At 50.7% G+C, this 18,890-nt stretch carries 13 protein-coding genes; 4 read left to right on the top strand and 9 right to left on the bottom strand.

Going from position 1 to position 18,890, the window contains the following annotated elements; all coding sequences use genetic code 11:
• Positions 1-51 precede the first annotated feature (51 nt).
• A complete protein-coding gene (locus tag EDI29_RS05205; RefSeq protein ID WP_137740027.1) occupies positions 52-1,380 on the top strand; it encodes an MmgE/PrpD family protein in 1,329 nt (442 codons plus the stop codon).
• A gap of 132 nt (positions 1,381-1,512) precedes the next feature.
• Here EDI29_RS05205 and EDI29_RS05210 read toward each other — a convergent pair whose 3' ends face one another.
• From EDI29_RS05210 to pdhR, 7 genes are all read right to left on the bottom strand, one after another.
• The gene (locus EDI29_RS05210) at positions 1,513-3,219 is read right to left on the bottom strand and encodes a hypothetical protein (RefSeq protein ID WP_137740028.1); all 1,707 of its coding nucleotides are present in this window, start codon (positions 3,217-3,219) and stop codon (positions 1,513-1,515) included.
• A gap of 238 nt (positions 3,220-3,457) precedes the next feature.
• Positions 3,458-4,636 carry a dienelactone hydrolase family protein gene (locus EDI29_RS05215; protein WP_137740176.1) on the bottom strand — a complete coding sequence of 393 codons (1,179 nt, stop codon included), beginning with the start codon at positions 4,634-4,636 and terminating at the stop codon, positions 3,458-3,460.
• A gap of 226 nt (positions 4,637-4,862) precedes the next feature.
• Positions 4,863-5,486 (bottom strand): hypothetical protein, encoded by a 624-nt coding sequence (locus EDI29_RS05220; RefSeq protein ID WP_137740029.1) that lies wholly within the window; start codon positions 5,484-5,486, stop codon positions 4,863-4,865.
• Positions 5,487-5,736: 250 nt separating this feature from the next.
• Positions 5,737-7,161 carry a dihydrolipoyl dehydrogenase gene (gene lpdA / locus EDI29_RS05225; RefSeq protein WP_137740177.1) on the bottom strand — a complete coding sequence of 475 codons (1,425 nt, stop codon included), beginning with the start codon at positions 7,159-7,161 and terminating at the stop codon, positions 5,737-5,739.
• A gap of 214 nt (positions 7,162-7,375) precedes the next feature.
• A complete protein-coding gene (gene aceF / locus EDI29_RS05230; protein ID WP_137740030.1) occupies positions 7,376-9,268 on the bottom strand; it encodes a pyruvate dehydrogenase complex dihydrolipoyllysine-residue acetyltransferase in 1,893 nt (630 codons plus the stop codon).
• Between the two features lie 14 nt (positions 9,269-9,282).
• Positions 9,283-11,946, bottom strand: coding sequence for a pyruvate dehydrogenase (acetyl-transferring), homodimeric type (gene aceE / locus EDI29_RS05235; protein WP_137740031.1), 2,664 nt, complete (start codon positions 11,944-11,946; stop codon positions 9,283-9,285).
• Between the two features lie 143 nt (positions 11,947-12,089).
• Positions 12,090-12,854, bottom strand: coding sequence for a pyruvate dehydrogenase complex transcriptional repressor PdhR (pdhR, locus tag EDI29_RS05240; RefSeq protein ID WP_137740032.1), 765 nt, complete (start codon positions 12,852-12,854; stop codon positions 12,090-12,092).
• Between the two features lie 659 nt (positions 12,855-13,513).
• On the opposite strand from pdhR, the gene EDI29_RS05245 reads away from it, so the two are divergent.
• Positions 13,514-14,872 carry an amino acid permease gene (locus EDI29_RS05245; RefSeq protein WP_137740033.1) on the top strand — a complete coding sequence of 453 codons (1,359 nt, stop codon included), beginning with the start codon at positions 13,514-13,516 and terminating at the stop codon, positions 14,870-14,872.
• A gap of 83 nt (positions 14,873-14,955) precedes the next feature.
• On the opposite strand, the gene ampE is transcribed toward EDI29_RS05245, so the two are convergent.
• Positions 14,956-15,810, bottom strand: coding sequence for a beta-lactamase regulator AmpE (gene ampE, locus EDI29_RS05250; RefSeq protein ID WP_137740034.1), 855 nt, complete (start codon positions 15,808-15,810; stop codon positions 14,956-14,958).
• Positions 15,807-16,382, bottom strand: a complete 576-nt coding sequence (ampD, locus tag EDI29_RS05255) for a 1,6-anhydro-N-acetylmuramyl-L-alanine amidase AmpD (protein ID WP_137740035.1) — start codon at positions 16,380-16,382, stop codon at positions 15,807-15,809. Before ampD ends, ampE begins: the two co-directional genes overlap by 4 nt.
• Before the next feature lie 417 nt (positions 16,383-16,799).
• Here ampD and EDI29_RS05260 point away from each other — a divergent pair, with 417 nt between their 5' ends.
• Positions 16,800-17,660 carry a nucleoside-specific channel-forming protein Tsx gene (locus tag EDI29_RS05260; protein WP_137740036.1) on the top strand — a complete coding sequence of 287 codons (861 nt, stop codon included), beginning with the start codon at positions 16,800-16,802 and terminating at the stop codon, positions 17,658-17,660.
• A 144-nt stretch (positions 17,661-17,804) separates the two neighbouring features.
• Positions 17,805-18,695 (top strand): carboxylating nicotinate-nucleotide diphosphorylase, encoded by an 891-nt coding sequence (nadC, locus tag EDI29_RS05265; protein WP_137740037.1) that lies wholly within the window; start codon positions 17,805-17,807, stop codon positions 18,693-18,695.
• The last annotated feature ends 195 nt before the right edge of the window (positions 18,696-18,890 follow it).

The raw sequence follows: 18,890 nt of genomic DNA on the forward strand, positions 1-18,890 counted from the left end.
TCAGTGACGAGCAGTAAATTAGTGTTTTTCTGCCAAGATGCCTGACAACTCATGACCACTCAGACTGATATCACCGCAACGCTTGCCCACCACATTATCCATAGCGAACCCAATCGAGAAGCGATTGATGCCGCCCGTGACGGGGTGACTGATTTCGTTTCCACCGCGCTCCCCATCGTACAGGGTGCGATTGCCGATAGCGGGCTCGCGCCGTTAAAGCAGGTATTCAGCGGCGCGGACAGCCTGACACGTAGCCTGATTTTGGGTTATGCCGGTCACGTACTCGACTTTGACGATTATCATCCTGCATTTCGCGGCCACCCCAGCACCGTCATTCTACCTGCGCTGTTTGCCCTTGCCGCAGAAGAGGAATCCGTGACGGAAGAGGCGTTTTTGACAGCCTATGTCATCGGCGTAGAAGCCGCCGGCAGAATCGGGCTGGCATGCGGCCCGCGTCATTACAGCCTCGGCTATCACAACACGGCTACGCTCGGTGCTACCGCCGCCGCCGCCGCCGCTGCACGTCTGGCTGGTGCTTCGGTGGAGCAAACGCAAACTATTCTTGGCCTGGCCGCTACACAGGCCGCAGGGCTACGGGCACAGTTTGGTTCCGCGGTCAAACCGCTACATGCTGGGCTTTCTGCCAGAGCAGGATTAACCGCCGTCAAGCTGGGGTTAGCGGGCTTCGAGGGCAACGCACAACGGGTGATTGATGCATTTCTTACCGCGCACGGCGATCAAAAACAGCAGCCAGCGCTGCTGGTGGAAAACTGGGGAACCCCGTGGCGTATTCTTTCTCCCGGTCTGGAGTTCAAGCGCTACCCAACCTGTGGCGGAACCCACAGCGCCGCCGAGGCTGCGTTTGCGTTGCGGGAACGGTGGCATGAGCAAAATGGTGCGGATGCCGATCTGGCTGACGCCATCGAGCGTATCACAGTGACCTTCCCGCCGGGCGGCGACGTTGCTCCTTTCATCCGTAATGCGACCAACGGCGTAGAGGCACGCTTCAGTCTGGAATATGTCATTGCGGCTGCGCTGATTGAAGGGGAACTGAAGCTGGCGCATTTTTCGGAAGCACCGGTTGAAACCACGATCGCCGCGCTAGCGAATCGTGTCATACGTCGCGCCGATGAAACCGCACCACCTGATGAGCTTGACCCAGAGGCGCGTTTTCATGAGGTTACCCTGCATTTGCGTAACGGCAGCACGCTGATCCAGCGAACCACTCGTCAGGAAACCTCAGCACGTCCCACCGATCTGCGCGCCAAATTGCAGCAAACCATCGGTTCTCTGGCCCATCTCGACAGTAACCAGATCGCCGATCGTTGCGCATTACGGCAAGCGGGCGATCTGCGCTATTTACTTGGGCTGTTATTTTAACAATGCTGGTTTTAAAAAAATACCAGCTTTAGGCTTTAACGGGATGCTGGTTGCTGTCGATAAGCATCGTTATCGGCAGCACTATTCTCGACAATACTATTACCCCGACAGCCACCACGCCGTAAGTTCGACTCAATCAGCCTGATGGGATATCAATTTCCCTTTTTCATCAAATACCGTCACGCCGGGTACTCTGGAATAATTCCCTTCTCCCTCTGATTTATAGCGGGTCGCCAGTATATGGGGAGAACGGTATTCAAACTTAAAATAGCCATCAGCAGGATTAGCTATTATCAGATTGCCTACACTGTCGATAAGACCTTCTTTCACTTTGAAATAACGGTTATCAAGGTTAGATTCGAAAAATGACGCACGCTCATACTTAGACAAGTTTTTTCCCTCTTGCTCAGGAATCACGGGGAAATGCGCCATATCAAGCTGCCGTAATACATGCAGAAACATCAGGCGTTCCAACGGTGTTCCTGAATCTTTCGGGACTAAAAATTGCAATGTGAGCCCATTTCCCACATTCACATCATATTCATAGCCGACAAACGCGCTATCACCATAAATAAAGATGTCGTCCACCTGTTTACCTTCAGGAACAATCTCCTTAGTTTCAGCCATAAGCTCAGGGATGGACTGGGGAGAGACCTGAAAATAAATGTCATACGTAAAGACTTCTGACGGGAATCTTATCCGTATACGTTTCATTCCCCGATCGATAAAACGTTCGGGCTTTTCCAGATTCTTATTTATGTCTTTCCATATTTGCTGATGCATTTCTGCGATAGTAAATTCATCAGCGATTTTTACGCCATACTTCGCTTCCAATTCCTGCTGAGATAAGGCCAGATCGTACATCGACAACGCCTGCTCGCCACGGTAACGTTCATCCATGGTACGCAGTACGGCAAACGCATTGGCTAACGCGACGGTATCTTCAGCATTCGCTAACCCAATAAAATAGCGCTGCTTAGCCTCATCATATTGAAAATAGACCGCTTCCAATGTGCCTTGTTGATTATCGTATGCCGCGCCGTTTTCCGACTGGAACAACACGCCCTTTTGCCCTTCCAGCCACGATGCGAGCTTAAAATCCTCTTTTGCCGCGCTCACGGTAAACAGGTCAAAGTCAGTTTTATTCTGCTTATCCTGATAGGAATAGATCTGCGTGTCTTTATTTTCCCGGTCGATAAGCAGACGCCCCATCCGGCGAACATAGGTCCCGAATGTCCACAAATCCAGCTTGTCGTACATCTTAAACGGCAGCTTAATCTCAAAATGCTCATCAAGATAAAAGGGGATACCGGGGAAATCGTTCATCGGCGCGTGGCTGAATGCTTCTTTCTCTTCAAGAAGCCACACCTGATAGGCTTTTTTATGTTCGTCAAAACGCTGCTTGATCTTAAGTAAACCGGGTGACTGTTCTTCCGTCTTTTTCAAGACCATGGTGATTTCACAATAATAAAATGCACAGGCAGCACTTTTATCCGATACAAGCTGAACTGTGTTTTTCCCGGTAATTTTTAGCGTCTGCCACGAACCGTTGACCTGTACTCGGTTCTCTTTTATGTCCTCAGTATGTTCACCATCCACACTGTAATAACTCACCTGAGTTGGTGTCAGATTAAAATAGAGGTCGTTTTTAATGCCCTTGAGGCTTTTCGCTATATGTTCCTGAAGATCATCTCTGTTTTTATTGGCTTCAGGGTTTTTACTGTTATCAAACACAACGCGAATATCTTCAACCAGATATTTCCCCTCGCTAAGTGTTTCTTCTCCATTACAGCCCGACAGCCATAGCACCATCATGATAATACCCAGATATTTCTTCATCACCTCATCCCTGTAAAATTAAAAAGCCCCTGAATGCTACAGCACGCAGAGGCGAGTCATGCATCAGTAAGCTGATGTTATCAAAAAACTTATTATATTCGTCATACTTCAAGTTGCATGTGCGTTGGCTTCGCTCAGTCACCCGAATCACTTACCTGAGTAAGCTCATCGGGATTCCTTCCCTTGCCGCCTTCATGAAACTAGAATTATTTAGAGTAGATAATTCAGGCACTGCCAGTTAGGGCTTTAGCCACTGGTCCAGAAAGCGAAAGACGTCTTCCTGTTGCTCCTGATAGAAAACGTGTCCCAGCTCAGGCCATATTTTGGTTTGCAGCTTGTTGTCCGCCCCTTGAGATTGCCACACCTTGTGCATTTTAGCGTAGGCATCTTCAACGGATTGCGTCGGGAACAGTTTGTCTTTGCCACCGTTAAATAACAGCATCGGTTTTGGTGCGGCAACGCTCGCCACATCCGGGAAATCAAAGCGTGTCGGTTGCCCCGGATGCAACATATAGAATGCCGACTGTCCTCTCAGCACATTGTTACCTGGCGTCATCAGACCGTCGTACGTGCCAATCCAGGACACCGCTGCCGTTGCCGCGACCTTGTCGGACAGGGCGGCAAGCTGCCAGGCACGGTAGGCGCCCATCGAGAAACCGACGACGCCAATGCGGTGCTTATCAACCTGTTCAAGCGATGCCAGAAAATCCGTTGCCCGCATGTCTTCGTAGGCCATCAACCCCGCGAGCGAGCGCCCCAGATTAAAGAAGTTACTCGCCAACGCCTGCTGCTGCTCATATTTGATCGGCCCGCGCGATCCCCAACCTAGCGCATCCACGGCCAGCACCACATAGCCTCGCTTCGCCAGCTCATCGCCGACAAAGCGCCCCGTGAAGAACTTATCGGCCCACGCCTGTGCGGAAGCAAGCTGTTCGTCATTGCCCCACGGCTTGATCATCTTCTCTTTGCCGATATCAAACTTCGCGCCGTGATCGTGCAGCAGAATTACCGCCGGATGCGGCCCCGCGCTTTTTGGCGTCAGGAGCAACGCGTCTACGCGGCTTTCATCGGTGAGATTAAAAGCGATCTTTTCTGCCGTGTAGCTACCACGATCCTGTTTTTCAATCGCCTGCGGCGCAAAGTCTTTGGTGGAATCAGGCGTCAGAAGCAGCGAACGCAGCGTTTTTCTTGATTGAGATTGCCACTGACTAAAATCCGTAAAATTGCCAGATAGCCAGGAATCAGAGTAGGTCATCTGCTGCTTAAGCTGCGGATAAAATGAAGGCAGCCCTTCATCCGTCACCGCCTGATCCGCCGCTATTTGAGGAGAAGGGTTCATATCGTTCGCCATCAGTGAAGGGCTGGCTAGTAACGCCGCCAATAACCAGACAGAGGAGCGTAAGGTATTCAGATTCATCATAACCTCAAAAACAAAACATCGTTTCTTTTTTGAGGTTTGATTGTAATTGACATGGCTAAAAATAAACGGACGGAGCGCGCATTCTGCGAAGCCACAGGCAAAAAAGGTTCGTCGCGGCAGCGTAGGCTCAGAAGGGAATACCACACACGCCAGCGATCAGAGTATTCAATTTATTACATAGTTAACGATTTAAGATCGCTTAATGTCTCAGAGCAGAACGACATCAGGCGGCTGATTCGTCTCGTTTGCGTTCAGCCACCAGCACAACTCCTTTTCGCGATTCATTCGGCGCAAGGCTCCAGATATCGCTTTCGGGAATGCTGCGACCATCGTATCGAATCCGTTCTCCGTCATACGGCCAGAAAGTACGTTGTTCTGAGTCGAACACAAATACCTCAATGCCAACCTCTTTACGCGCCATACGCGCCCACAACGCTTTCCCTCCAGGGAACTGAACGTTATCGCTAACCAGCACAATACCGTCGTTAATGAGCGCCTTATACATGGCGCTGGCGACATTAGCATTTCGTTCACGTTTGGTGACAATCACGCCTTCAACCTGAGCGAGATGATCATTCATCGGTTGCAAGTTCTCGTAGTAACCGATGACGGCCAAAATAGTTTCAGCCTCATCGTCGCTGTTACGGGATTTCAGGTCGATCTTTGCAACAACAACATGCCGTAAATCACCGTTAACGTCATCAGGCTCTCCATATATGGCAACGGCGTGATGCCGCTCATTATGGATATAAATATCCACGGCGCGACCATTCACACTCGTTTCGCCAATTTTCCGATATTCCCGCGCCATAGTGGCGGGGCTATATGACATTGGAAGAATCGCCATATCAAAACTCCCGCTATCGTTGAGGACTGGTGACATTATAAGCATAGCCTGTTGCACGTCGTTGGAGTCTATAATACCAAACATCATGCGTATTTATTAGCCAATTTTCGCAACCGCACTCTGTCTCTCAAATAGGAGAGTGGGAAAACAGAGAAGTAGTTAACTCAATGATCCAACACCTATACTCAAAAAAAATCCGGCACCTGTAAAGGTGCCGGATTGAATTCACGCTATTCGAACCTGAGAGAACTTACTTCTTCTTCGCTTTCGGGTTCGGCAGGTCGGTGATGCTGCCTTCAAAGATTTCAGCAGCCAGACCAACAGACTCATGCAGCGTTGGGTGCGCATGGATAGTCAGTGCGATATCTTCTGCATCGCAGCCCATTTCGATCGCCAGACCGATTTCGCCTAACAGTTCACCACCGTTAGTCCCGACAATTGCACCACCAATAACACGGTGAGTTTCTTTGTCGAAAATCAGCTTGGTCATACCGTCAGCGCAGTCAGACGCGATAGCACGGCCAGATGCCGCCCATGGGAAGGTCGCGGTTTCGTAGCTGATGCCTTTCTCTTTCGCTTCTTTCTCGGTCAGACCCACCCACGCCACTTCTGGTTCGGTATAGGCGATAGAAGGAATCACTTTCGGATCGAAGTAGTGTTTCTTACCGGAGATCACTTCAGCAGCAACGTGGCCTTCATGCACGCCTTTGTGCGCCAGCATCGGCTGACCGACGATGTCGCCGATCGCATAGATGTGTGGCACGTTGGTACGCATTTGCTTATCAACGTGGATGAAACCGCGATCGTCAACTTCCACACCCGCTTTGCCCGCATCCAGGTTTTTACCGTTCGGTACACGACCGATAGCAACCAGAACCGCATCGTAACGCTGTGGTTCAGCAGGTGCTTTTTTGCCTTCCATCGTCACATAGATGCCGTCTTCTTTGGCTTCTACTGCCGTCACTTTGGTTTCCAGCATCAGGTTGAACTGCTTGCTGATACGCTTAGTGAAGACCTTAACGACATCTTTGTCAGCAGCAGGGATAACCTGATCGAACATTTCAACGACGTCGATCTGTGAACCCAGAGCATGGTAAACGGTACCCATTTCCAGACCGATGATACCGCCGCCCATCACCAACAGACGTCCTGGGACGTTTTTCAGCTCCAGCGCATCGGTAGAATCCCATACGCGCGGGTCATTATGAGGAATGAAAGGCAGTTGGATCGGACGTGAGCCCGCAGCGATAATCGCGTTATCGAAGCTGATCGTCGTTTTACCGTTTTCACCATCCACTTCCAGCGTGTTGGCACCGGTGAATTTGCCCAGACCGTTAACCACTTTAACTTTACGGCCTTTTGCCATACCCGCCAGACCACCGGTCAGTTGGGTGATGACTTTTTCTTTCCACAGACGGATTTTATCAATGTCGGTTTTAGGTTCACCGAACACGATACCGTGTTCCGCCAGCGCTTTGGCTTCTTCAATAACTTTAGCAACGTGCAGCAGGGCTTTGGAAGGAATACAACCCACATTCAGACACACCCCACCCAGCGTGGAGTAGCGCTCTACCAGTACGGTTTCCAGACCCAAATCCGCCGCGCGGAATGCAGCAGAGTAACCCGCGGGGCCGGCACCAAGTACCACTACCTGAGCTTTAATTTCAGTACTCATCATGACCTCTTAATTGATTTCCGGCGGGTCTGTGACGTCATTGTTATTGAGTCTTAACGCCCTCTTCCACCGGGACGTGTCTTTGCCGCAGTAGTTTACAAAATCGTTAACAATTTTGAAACAACAAGCGACTAACGATTTGTCCTTGATCACTGACCGCTGTAACAAATAACAGCTTATCAGAAAAAAGCCGGCCGTCAGGCCGGCTTTTCGATTACATCACCAGACGGCGGATGTCAGACAACGTGTTGTTAATGATGGTAATGAAGCGAGCACCATCAGCACCGTCAATGACCCGGTGGTCGAAGGACAGAGACATCGGCATCATCAGACGCGGAGTGAACTCTTTACCATTCCAGACCGGTTCCATCGCGGACTTAGACACACCAAGAATAGCCACTTCCGGCGCGTTGACGATCGGCGCAAAGTGCGTAGTCCCGATGCCGCCCAGGCTGGAGATAGTGAAGCATCCGCCCTGCATTTCGCCAGCGGTCAGCTTACCGTCACGGGCTTTCTTGGAGATCGCCATCAGTTCGCGAGACAGCTCAGTGATGCTCTTCTTGTTCACGTCTTTGAACACTGGAACCACCAGACCATTCGGGGTATCAACCGCTACACCGATGTTGATGTATTTCTTCAGCGTCAGACGTTGAGCGTCTTCAGACAGTGAACTGTTGAAACGTGGCATCTGCTCAAGGGCAGCGGCAACGGCTTTCATGATGAAGACAACTGGGGTGAATTTCACATCCAGTCTGCGCTTCTCAGCTTCGGCGTTCTGCTGTTTACGGAACGCTTCCAGATCGGTGATATCCGTTTTATCAAAGTGCGTAACGTGCGGGATCACTACCCAGTTACGGCTCAGGTTGGCACCAGAGATTTTCTGGATGCGACCCAATTCCACTTCTTCAACTTCACCGAACTTGCTGAAATCGACTTTCGGCCACGGCAGCAGCCCCGGCAGAGAACCACCGGTAGCAGCGCCAGCGGCAGGCGCAGACTCAGCGCGTTTCACGGCATCTTTCACGTAAGTCTGAACGTCTTCGCGCAGGATACGGCCTTTACGACCAGAACCCTTCACTTTCGCCAGATTCACGCCGAATTCACGTGCCAGACGACGGATAACCGGCGTGGCGTGAACGTAAGCATCGTTCTCAGCGAAGTCGCTCTTGCCTTCAGCTTTCGCTGCCGGTGCAGCAGCAGGTTTTGCCGCTGGAGCTGGTGCAGCCGCCGCTTCTTGCTTGGCAGCCGGAGCCGCCGCAGGTGCAGCGCCTTCCACTTCGAAGACCATGATCAGTGAACCGGTTTTAACTTTGTCGCCGGTGCTGATTTTGATTTCTTTAACCGTACCCGCGAACGGCGCAGGGACTTCCATTGAAGCCTTGTCGCCTTCAACGGTGATCAGTGATTGCTCAGCCGCGATTTTATCGCCAACTTTAACCATCACTTCAGTCACTTCGACTTCATCACCGCCGATATCCGGTACGTTGACTTCTTTCGCCGCAGAGGCCGCTGGCGCAGCTGCTGCAGGAGCAGCGGCTTGTGCCGGAGCGGCAGCAGGTGCTGCACCCGCGACTTCGAATACCATGATCAGAGAACCGGTAGAGACTTTATCGCCGGTGCTGATTTTGATCTCTTTAACCGTACCTGCGAAAGGTGCCGGAACTTCCATAGACGCTTTGTCGCCTTCTACAGTGATCAGAGACTGTTCAGCAGCAACGGTGTCGCCCACTTTAACCAGCACTTCAGTCACTTCGACTTCGTCACCGCCGATATCCGGTACGTTGACGTCTTTCGCCGCAGAGGCTGCTGGCGCAGCAGCCGGAGCCGCTTCTTTCTTCTCTTCTGCCTTAGCAGGTGCAGCGTCAGCTGCACCGTCGGCGGAATCGAAAATCATGATCAGTTTGCCGGTTTCAACTTTGTCACCGACAGAGACTTTGATCTCTTTAATGACACCAGCCTGCGGAGAAGGGACTTCCATAGAAGCCTTATCACCTTCAACCGTGATCAGCGACTGTTCAGCTTCAACCTTGTCGCCCACCTTCACCAGCACTTCGGTGACTTCAACTTCATCTGCACCGATATCCGGTACGTTGATTTCGATAGCCATGTAATCTTTACCTCTTATGCCAGACGCGGGTTAACTTTATCTGCATCGATGTTGAATTTAGTGATGGCATCAGCAACCACTTTCTTATCGATTTCACCGCGTTTAGCCAGTTCACCCAGAGCCGCAACCACGACGTAAGACGCATCCACTTCGAAGTGGTGACGCAGGTTCTCACGGCTATCAGAACGACCGAAACCGTCAGTACCCAGTACGCGGTAATCGCTAGCTGGGATGAAGTTACGGATTTGTTCAGCAAACAGCTTCATGTAGTCAGTAGATGCAACCGCTGGCGCATCGCTCAGTACCTGAGCCACGTAAGGTACACGCGGCGTTTCGGTCGGATGCAGCATGTTCCAACGCTCACAATCCTGGCCATCACGCGCCAGTTCAGTGAAGGAGGTTACGCTGAATACGTCAGAACCCACACCGTAGTCTTTCGCCAGAATCTGAGCCGCTTCACGTACGTGACGCAGGATAGAACCAGAGCCCAGCAGTTGAACTTTACCTTTGCTACCATCAACCGTTTCCAGCTTGTAGATACCTTTACGGATACCTTCTTCCGCACCCTGCGGCATCGCAGGCATGTGGTAGTTTTCGTTCAGCGTGGTGATGTAGTAGTAAATGTTCTCTTGCGCTTCGCCGTACATACGGTGCAGACCATCATGCATGATCACCGCAACTTCATAGGCGAATGCCGGATCGTAGGAGAGACAGTTCGGGATAGTCAGCGACTGAATGTGGCTGTGGCCATCTTCGTGTTGCAGACCTTCACCGTTCAGCGTTGTACGTCCTGAAGTACCACCGATCAGGAATCCACGCGCCTGTTGGTCACCCGCAGCCCAGCACAGATCGCCGATACGTTGGAAACCGAACATGGAGTAGTAGATGTAGAACGGGATCATCGGCAGGTTGTTGGTGCTGTAAGACGTTGCCGCCGCCAGCCAGGAAGAACCTGCACCCAGCTCGTTGATACCTTCCTGCAGAATCTGACCTTTCTGGTCTTCTTTGTAGTAAGCAACTTGCTCACGGTCCTGCGGGGTGTACTGCTGGCCTTTCGGGCTATAAATACCGATTTGGCGGAACAGACCTTCCATACCGAAGGTACGCGCTTCGTCAGCGATGATCGGAACCAGACGATCTTTGATAGATTGGTTCTTCAGCATCACGTTCAGGGCACGTACAAACGCGATAGTGGTAGAGATTTCTTTGTTCTGCTCTTCCAGCAGCGTGCGGAAATCTTCCAGCGTTGGCAGTTCCAGTTTTTCGCTGAAGTTAGGCTGACGAGACGGCAGGTAGCCACCCAGCGCCTGACGACGTTCGTGCAGGTACTTGTACTCTTCGGAATCTTTATCGAAGGTGATGTACGGCAGGCTTTCGATGTTTTCATCGCTCACTGGCACGTTGAAGCGGTCACGGAAGTAACGTACGCCATCCATGTTAACTTTCTTAACCTGGTGAGCGATGTTCTTACCTTCCGCGGCGTCGCCCATACCATAACCTTTAATGGTATGCGCCAGAATAACGGTTGGTTTGCCTTTGGTGTCCTGCGCTTTTTTCAGTGCAGCGTAGACTTTCTTCGGATCGTGACCACCACGGTTCAGTGACCAAATCTGATCGTCGCTCCAGTCTTTAACCAGTGCAGCCGTCTCCGGGTATTTACCGAAGAAGTGCTCGCGCACGTAGGCACCATTTTTGGATTTGAAGGTCTGGTAGTCACCGTCAACGGTTTCTTCCATCAGTTGGATCAGTTTACCGCTGGTGTCTTTACGCAGCAGTTCGTCCCAACGATCGCCCCACATCACTTTAATCACATCCCAGCCAGCGCCGCTGAAGATGCCTTCCAGTTCATTGATGATCTTACCATTACCCGTAACCGGACCATCCAGACGTTGCAGGTTACAGTTGATAACGAATACCAGGTTGTCCAGTTTTTCACGGGTCGCGATGGTGATCGCACCTTTGGATTCTGGTTCATCCATTTCGCCGTCGCCCAGGAAGGCATAAACGGTTTGCTTAGAGGTATCTTTCAGACCACGGTTTTCCAGATACTTCAGGAATTTAGCCTGGTAGATAGCACCAATCGGACCCAGACCCATAGAGACGGTCGGGAACTGCCAGAAGTCAGGCATCAATTTAGGGTGCGGATAAGAAGACAGACCGTTACCGTGAACTTCCTGACGGAAGTTGTTCATCTGGTCTTCTGTCAAGCGGCCTTCAAGGAAGGCACGAGCGTAAACGCCCGGAGAAATGTGGCCCTGGAAGTAGACCAGGTCGCCGCCGTCCTGCGCAGTGCGAGCACGGAAGAAGTGGTTAAAGCACACTTCATAGAAAGTAGCGGAAGACTGGAAAGAAGCCATGTGGCCACCCAGATCCAGATCTTTTTTCGAAGCACGCAGCACTGTCATGATCGCATTCCAGCGGATTGCTGAGCGAATACGACGTTCCAGATCCAGATTACCAGGGTACTCCGGTTCGTCTTCCACTGCGATGGTGTTGATATATTGGCGTGCGGCCGTACCAGCAGCAACGCTAACACCGCCTTTACGCGCTTCACCCAGAACCTGATCTATCAGGAACTGAGCGCGCTCAACACCCTCTTCACGGATGACCGATTCGATCGCCTGCAGCCAGTCGCGGGTTTCGATCGGATCCACGTCATTATTTAAACGATCTGACATGGTTATTCCTTATCTTCTCTAATAAGTTGGTTTGTTGGAGCCTGTCTTCATGCATTCTGGCTTATCTTTGATCATAAGCAAAACGCATGAAGACAGGCTCATCGTCGTCATTGCCGCATTCAGAACACCAAAAATACGGGTGCTCAGTCCTTGCGTTGCTGGAGCCGACGCAGCGATCTCTCGCGCCGACTATGTTCCCGGTTAAGATCCAGCAATACTTCCTCAATAAACGCCAGATGGCGGTGTGATGCTTCGCGCGCCTTCTCCGGCTCACGGGCAACAATCGCCTCAAAAATGCTGGCGCGATGAATGCTAACCTGAGCCAACACTTCACGGCTCAAATAAAGCAATTCAAAATTCTGCCTCACGTTCTGTTCGAGCATCGGCCCCATACAACGTACCAAATGCAGCAAAACCACATTATGCGTGGCTTCTGTTACAGCAACCTGATACTGCATAACGGCTTCTGACTCGGCGTCTAGATCGCCCGCTTCCCTCGCCTTCTCAATCACGGCATGACAATCCCGGATACGCTGCAAATCCGACTCTGTGCCACGCAACGCCGCATAGTAGGCAGCAATGCCTTCCAGCGCATGACGCGTTTCCAGAAGATCGAACTGTGATTCGGGATGTGTGCTCAGTAATTCTGCCAGCGGATCGCTGACGCTTTGCCATAGATTGGCTTGAACGAAGGTACCACCACCCTGACGGCGCAAAAGTAAACCTTTGGCTTCCAGGCGTTGAATGGCTTCTCTCAGAGAAGGGCGGGAAACATCGAACTGTTTTGCCAGTTCGCGCTCCGGTGGGAGCTTCTCGCCGGGGCGCAAGGTTCCCTCAAGGATCAGAAACTCCAACTGCTTTTCAATCACATCTGACAGTTTGGGCTGACGGATCTTGCTGTATGCCATGGTGAATTCTTCTCTGCGAATGGCGCGGAGTCAATTGGTAATACCAATTTCAAAAACGTGACGCTAAAGTAACAAAGTATTCACCTTCTGTCCATAAGGACCTTGAGCTAAATCACCAATCCCACCAGATTTTAACAAATGCACGAGAAACGTGCGGCAAAGTGATAGCCCGCCTGTGGTATTACCATTAATCCCCCCTGTCTATATTTTAACTTTTTTGAAACGTAAAGCAGGCAGTGCTGAACCGTTTAAATGCACAAATAGTGAATTTTTATTCAAAAAATAAGGTTTTTTATTCTTACAAAGATAGCGTGATTACCAATAGCCCTCTATCGGGGTAAACACCATTTTTACAGCGGGGATAAATAGGCAATAAAAGGGAGTAAGCCCAAAGAGGTATCACCCCCTCAAATTCCCCACCGGTTTCTCATCATCAGGGGTTCAATCGAAGAGAGATAAAAATTTTGATATGGCGATAGTTTTTAATTATCAGGCTATAAGAAATCAGTGCAATCTTGCGCACTTACCACTATTCTTTGGCAAACGGTAGAGGATTTCTTAATTTAAGAAAAATCAATCCGTAAAAATAAAATTACACAAACGTACAGTCAATAATACGCAGCGTATTTTTTACTTGCACAGGCAGAGGGTTAAATTTGATGGATAATCAACAAGCAGACGGCACGCTAAAGCGTGGTTTGAAAAACCGTCATATTCAGTTGATTGCCTTGGGTGGCGCGGTAGGTACTGGCCTCTTTCTTGGTATTGCACAAACAATCAAAATGGCCGGACCATCGGTCCTGTTAGGCTATGCGATTGGCGGACTGATCGCGTTTCTCATCATGCGCCAGTTGGGCGAAATGGTGGTTGAAGAGCCGGTAGCCGGATCGTTTAGCCACTTTGCTTATAAATATTGGGGCGACTTCGCTGGCTTTGCATCTGGATGGAACTACTGGGTACTGTATGTTTTGGTCGCCATGGCTGAACTCAGTGCCGTAGGGATTTACGTCCAGTACTGGTGGCCAGATATTCCGACCTGGGTATCCGCCGCCGTCTTCTTCCTGCTGATTAACGCCATCAATCTGGCGAACGTCAAAGTCTACGGTGAGATGGAATTCTGGTTTGCCATCATCAAAGTTGTCGCGATTATTGGCATGATCGTCTTCGGTGGCTGGCTGCTGCTCAGCGGTACGGGCGGGCCGGAAGCAACCGTAACCAACCTGTGGGCGCAGGGCGGGTTCTTCCCGAATGGCGTGCTCGGCCTGGTGATGGCGATGGCCGTGATCATGTTCTCATTTGGCGGGCTGGAACTGGTAGGGATTACCGCAGCGGAAGCGGATGACCCAGAGAAAAGCATTCCACGCGCGACCAATCAGGTGATCTACCGCATCCTGATTTTCTACATCGGTTCATTGGCTATCCTGCTGTCACTGTACCCGTGGGGCAAGGTTGTGGAAGGCGGTAGCCCGTTCGTCATGATCTTCCATGAACTGAACAGTAACGTCGTAGCAACGGTGCTGAACATCGTGGTATTGACCGCTGCGCTGTCCGTTTATAACAGCTGCGTTTATTGCAACAGCCGTATGCTGTTCGGTCTGGCGAAACAGGGTAACGGACCGAAAGTACTGAAAACCGTTGATAGCCGTGGCGTTCCAGTTGTTGCTATAGGCATCTCCGCGCTGGCAACGGCGCTGTGTGTGCTGATCAACTATCTCATTCCCGGCAAAGCGTTCGAGCTATTGATGGCGTTGGTCGTGTCTGCTCTTGTGATTAACTGGGCGATGATCAGTCTGGCGCACCTGAAGTTCCGTGCGCAGAAGGACAAAGAAGGTACGGTGACCAAGTTTAAAGCGCTGCTTTATCCGCTGGGGAATTACCTCTGTCTGCTGTTCCTGGCCGGTATACTGGTCATCATGTTCCTGACGCCGGGCATTCAGATTTCCGTCATGCTGATTCCGGTCTGGCTGGTTATTCTGGGCGTGGGCTACTTTATCAAAAAGAAAAATCAGGCGAAGTAAGGCTCAGCACTCACCGCATTTTTTTCGATTCAATGGCCGACTTTGTCGGCCATTATTTTTCCTACCAACGCACACAACAAATATCAAACCAGCGCACCGTATATCGTCAGAAGTGCCACCACCACCACCAGCACCAGCGTCACTTTTTTCGCCAGCGTCACAGCGGCTTTAGGCGTTTCTACAGGCTCGCTATGGGATTCACGCGCCAGAGAAAATTGCGCCAGCTGAGTTAACACCCAATATTGTGAACTACGGAAATCCCCTAGCGATGCGAACCAGGCAGGCAACGCTTTTTCACCATGCCCCAGCAACGCATAAGCCGCACCAGCCAAACGAGTGGGAATCCAGTCAAGCCAATGTAACAAACGATCGACACCAGACTGCGCACGTTCCAGCGGCGTGTTATGCCGGGCAAGCCAGGTTTGTCTGGCACGCAAAAACCCATACCCCACGAGTGCAACCGGCCCGTATGGCCCTGCGACAACGAACCAGAATAGCGGAGCTAGATAAAACCGGAAATTTATCCATAGCAAGGCATTTTGCAGCTCTTTTAACTGCTCGCTTTCACCGGCACCAACGGGTAAACCGTGAATCAACGCCAATTCCGCCGCCATTTCCCGGCTGGCATCCGCTTCGCCGCGCTGTGCTGCCTGCAAATAGCGTCGATAGTGCTGACGAATATCACCCGCACCAATGCACATCAGGCTGATGACAATCCACAGCAAAAGAGAAATCAGGCCAAACAGAATGCCACTCGTTAGCCACAACAGCCCCGCTACAATGCTCATGCTGCATAGCGTCAGGAACAGCGTTTGAAATAAAGACGGAGAGGGAACGTGTCGGAATACAACGTCAAGCCGATGATCGATCTGCCAATGCTCCCCCTGTTTGAACAACCGTTCCCATGCCAGCGTAAGCAACAGTGTAAACAGCGTCATTGATCGAGACTCCCTTTGTTTTCTGTCCAGTTTTCTTGTAGCAGACGATGATAGCCGTCCCAGTCAAATGCCGGACCGGGATCGGTTTTACGGCCCGGAGCAATGTCGCTATGTCCGGTAATTCGCGGCAGTGTAATAGGATAAGCCCGCATTAATAGGCGTGTAATCGCAACCAGTGAGTGATATTGCGCCATGGTAAAAGGCAGCGTATCCGTCCCTTCCAGCTCAATACCAATAGAGAAATCATTACAGCGTTCACGGCCTTCAAACACCGAAACACCGGCATGCCAGGCGCGCTGGTCGAAAGACACATACTGCGTGGTTTGCCCATCGCGACGAATCAGGCAATGTGCCGCTACACGTAAATGGGAAATATCGGCGAAATAAGGATGCGCAGTGGGGTCCAAAGTAGCCGTAAACAGCTGGTCAATATACGGACCGCCAAACTCACCCGGCGGCAGACTGATATTGTGAATCACCAGTAAGGAAGGCACCTCATTATTCGGGCGACCATCATAATGTGGTGAAGGCGTGTGTGTAATATCGGATAACCAGCCATTTTCCAAAAGCATCGGCGATAACCTCGCATCGTATCGTTTGCCGGCTGAATCAGGCGAAAAAACTAATTTCAGGTGTAAAACCATGGAGCTAAAAGTCCTCGGCTCCAAGATACCATGTTTCATGTCATCCTATCTATCCAACTGGATATCAATAGGTTTTACCGTTTGTTTTGTGATGTTTTAGCCATTTCCCTGCCTTTTTTCGACTTTCACATCTTTTTTAGCAAGATAAAATCCCAACCTCGTTATGTGATTAAAGTCACATTACAAATGTAATAGCACAATAAAAGGCAATCGTTTTCGTGCATTGCGTCTATTTTTACTTAAAATGCATGGCAAAATTATCTCCTGATTTTTTTTGATATTACCAAAATTTATTTTGCGGTTTTACGTCCGACGTAAATAACGTCTAACACTATGGTACTTAACATGAAAAAAACTTTCGCCGCAGGCGCCTTGCTCACACTGTCATGCTCAATGCCAGCTCTTGCCGACAGCAATAAAGCTGAATACCTCTCCGACTGGTGGCACCAGAGCGTTAACGTCGTCGGCAGCGCCCACACGCGTTTCGGACCGCAACTGAACAGCACGACCTACCTGGAATATGAAGCATTTGCACGTAAAGACTGGTTCGATTTCTACGGTTACGCCGATGCACCTAAATTTTTTGGTGGCGATCCCGACAGCCGTGGCATTTGGGACAGAGGCTCTCCGCTGTTTGTCGAGATCGAACCGCGTTTCTCAATTGATAAACTGACGGGAGCTGACCTCAGCTTTGGTCCGTTTAAAGAGTGGTACATCGCCAATAACGTTATTTACGATCAGGGTCGCAACAGCGGTTCACGCCAAAGCACCTGGTACATGGGGTTAGGTACCGATATTGATACCGGTACCGACCTGTCGCTGTCACTGAACGGTTATGCCAAATACCAATGGCAGAACTACGGCGCAGCGAACGAAAATGAGTGGGACGGCTACCGCGTAAAAGTGAAATACTCCTACCCGCTTGGCTCTCTGATGGGCGGCAACGTCTCGTATATCAGCTTCACCAATTTTGATTTCGGTTCAGAACTGCGTGATAAATCGAATGCAAGCCGCACCAACAACTCCATTGCCTCCAGCCATATTCTGGCGCTGGGCTACGACCACTGGCACTACTCTTTCGTCGCTCGTTATTTCCACAACGGTGGCCAATGGGCTGATGGCACAGAGCTCAATTTCGGCAAAGGTCCGTTTGAAGTGAAATCGACCGGTTGGGGCTATTACCTGGTCGTCGGTTACAACTTCTAAAATGACATCACCTTTCCGGCGACCACGCATGTTCGCCGGAAAGTTAAAGAAAGTAATACATTGAATTATAAAGACTATTCATTCTGGATGTCCTGATATAAACAAGGTAGCATAGACCCCCGAATCCCCCTTCGGAGTTTTGTCATGTCAACGCGTCGCTACAGTCAGGAACAACGCCAGCAAGCCTTGCTCGCTCGTATTACACAAGATATCCCCGCCAGCGTGCAACTGGCACTGCGTGAAGATTTAGGTGGCATCGTCGATGCTAATCAAGACATTACCGCTCTGCTGTTACCCGACAACGAGACCGTCAGCGCGCGTATCATCACGCGTGAAGCGGGCATATTCTGCGGTACGCGCTGGCTTGAGGAAGTCTTTTCTCAATTGGGCGACACGACAACGATCGCTTGGCACGTCGCCGATGGCGAGGCTATCACCCCCAATCAAACGCTGTGTGACATAACAGGACCAGCCAAACAGCTTCTGACCGGTGAACGCACAGCGCTGAATTTCCTGCAAACGCTGTCCGGCGTCGCAACCGAAGTCAGCCGCTATGTTGCCGTCTTGCAGGGAACGCGTACCCGGCTGCTGGATACGCGTAAGACGCTACCGGGGCTGCGAACAGCACTGAAATATGCCGTATCATGCGGTGGTGGAGACAACCATCGTCTTGGTCTATCCGATGCCTTCCTGATTAAGGAAAACCATATCATCGCCGCTGGCTCAATCAAAAATGCGGTAGAAAAAGCGCAGGCTTTGCGCAACGATGTTCCGGTAGAAGTTGAAGTCGAATCACTGAATGAGTTACAGCAGGCGCTAGAGGCTGGTGCAGATATCATTATGCTGGATAATTTTAGTCTGGATAATATTCGGGAAGCGGTTGGCTTAACACAAGGCCGCGCACTGCTGGAAATATCCGGCAATGTCACGCTCGACACGCTACGTAGCTATGCGGAAACTGGCGTGGACTATATCTCAGTGGGTGCATTAACCAAGCACGTACAGGCACTGGATTTATCCATGCGCTTTATCTAATCGCTTATCTCTTTCTATCGACGAGGTGCCATGTCGCACCTCGTTCGCATCTCTAAACTTCATCCCCTTACACGCCATCGTAACGACGCAGACTGCCGCTCCCGTACAGATGACCTGTCCCGACAGCGTGAAAATTGCGTCTCTGCTCGCAAAAAGTTTTCAATCCTCTGCAAATATCTAAAAACATGTCGTAGC

This window comes from Pectobacterium polonicum, assembly GCF_005497185.1.
Lineage (GTDB): Bacteria > Pseudomonadota > Gammaproteobacteria > Enterobacterales > Enterobacteriaceae > Pectobacterium > Pectobacterium polonicum.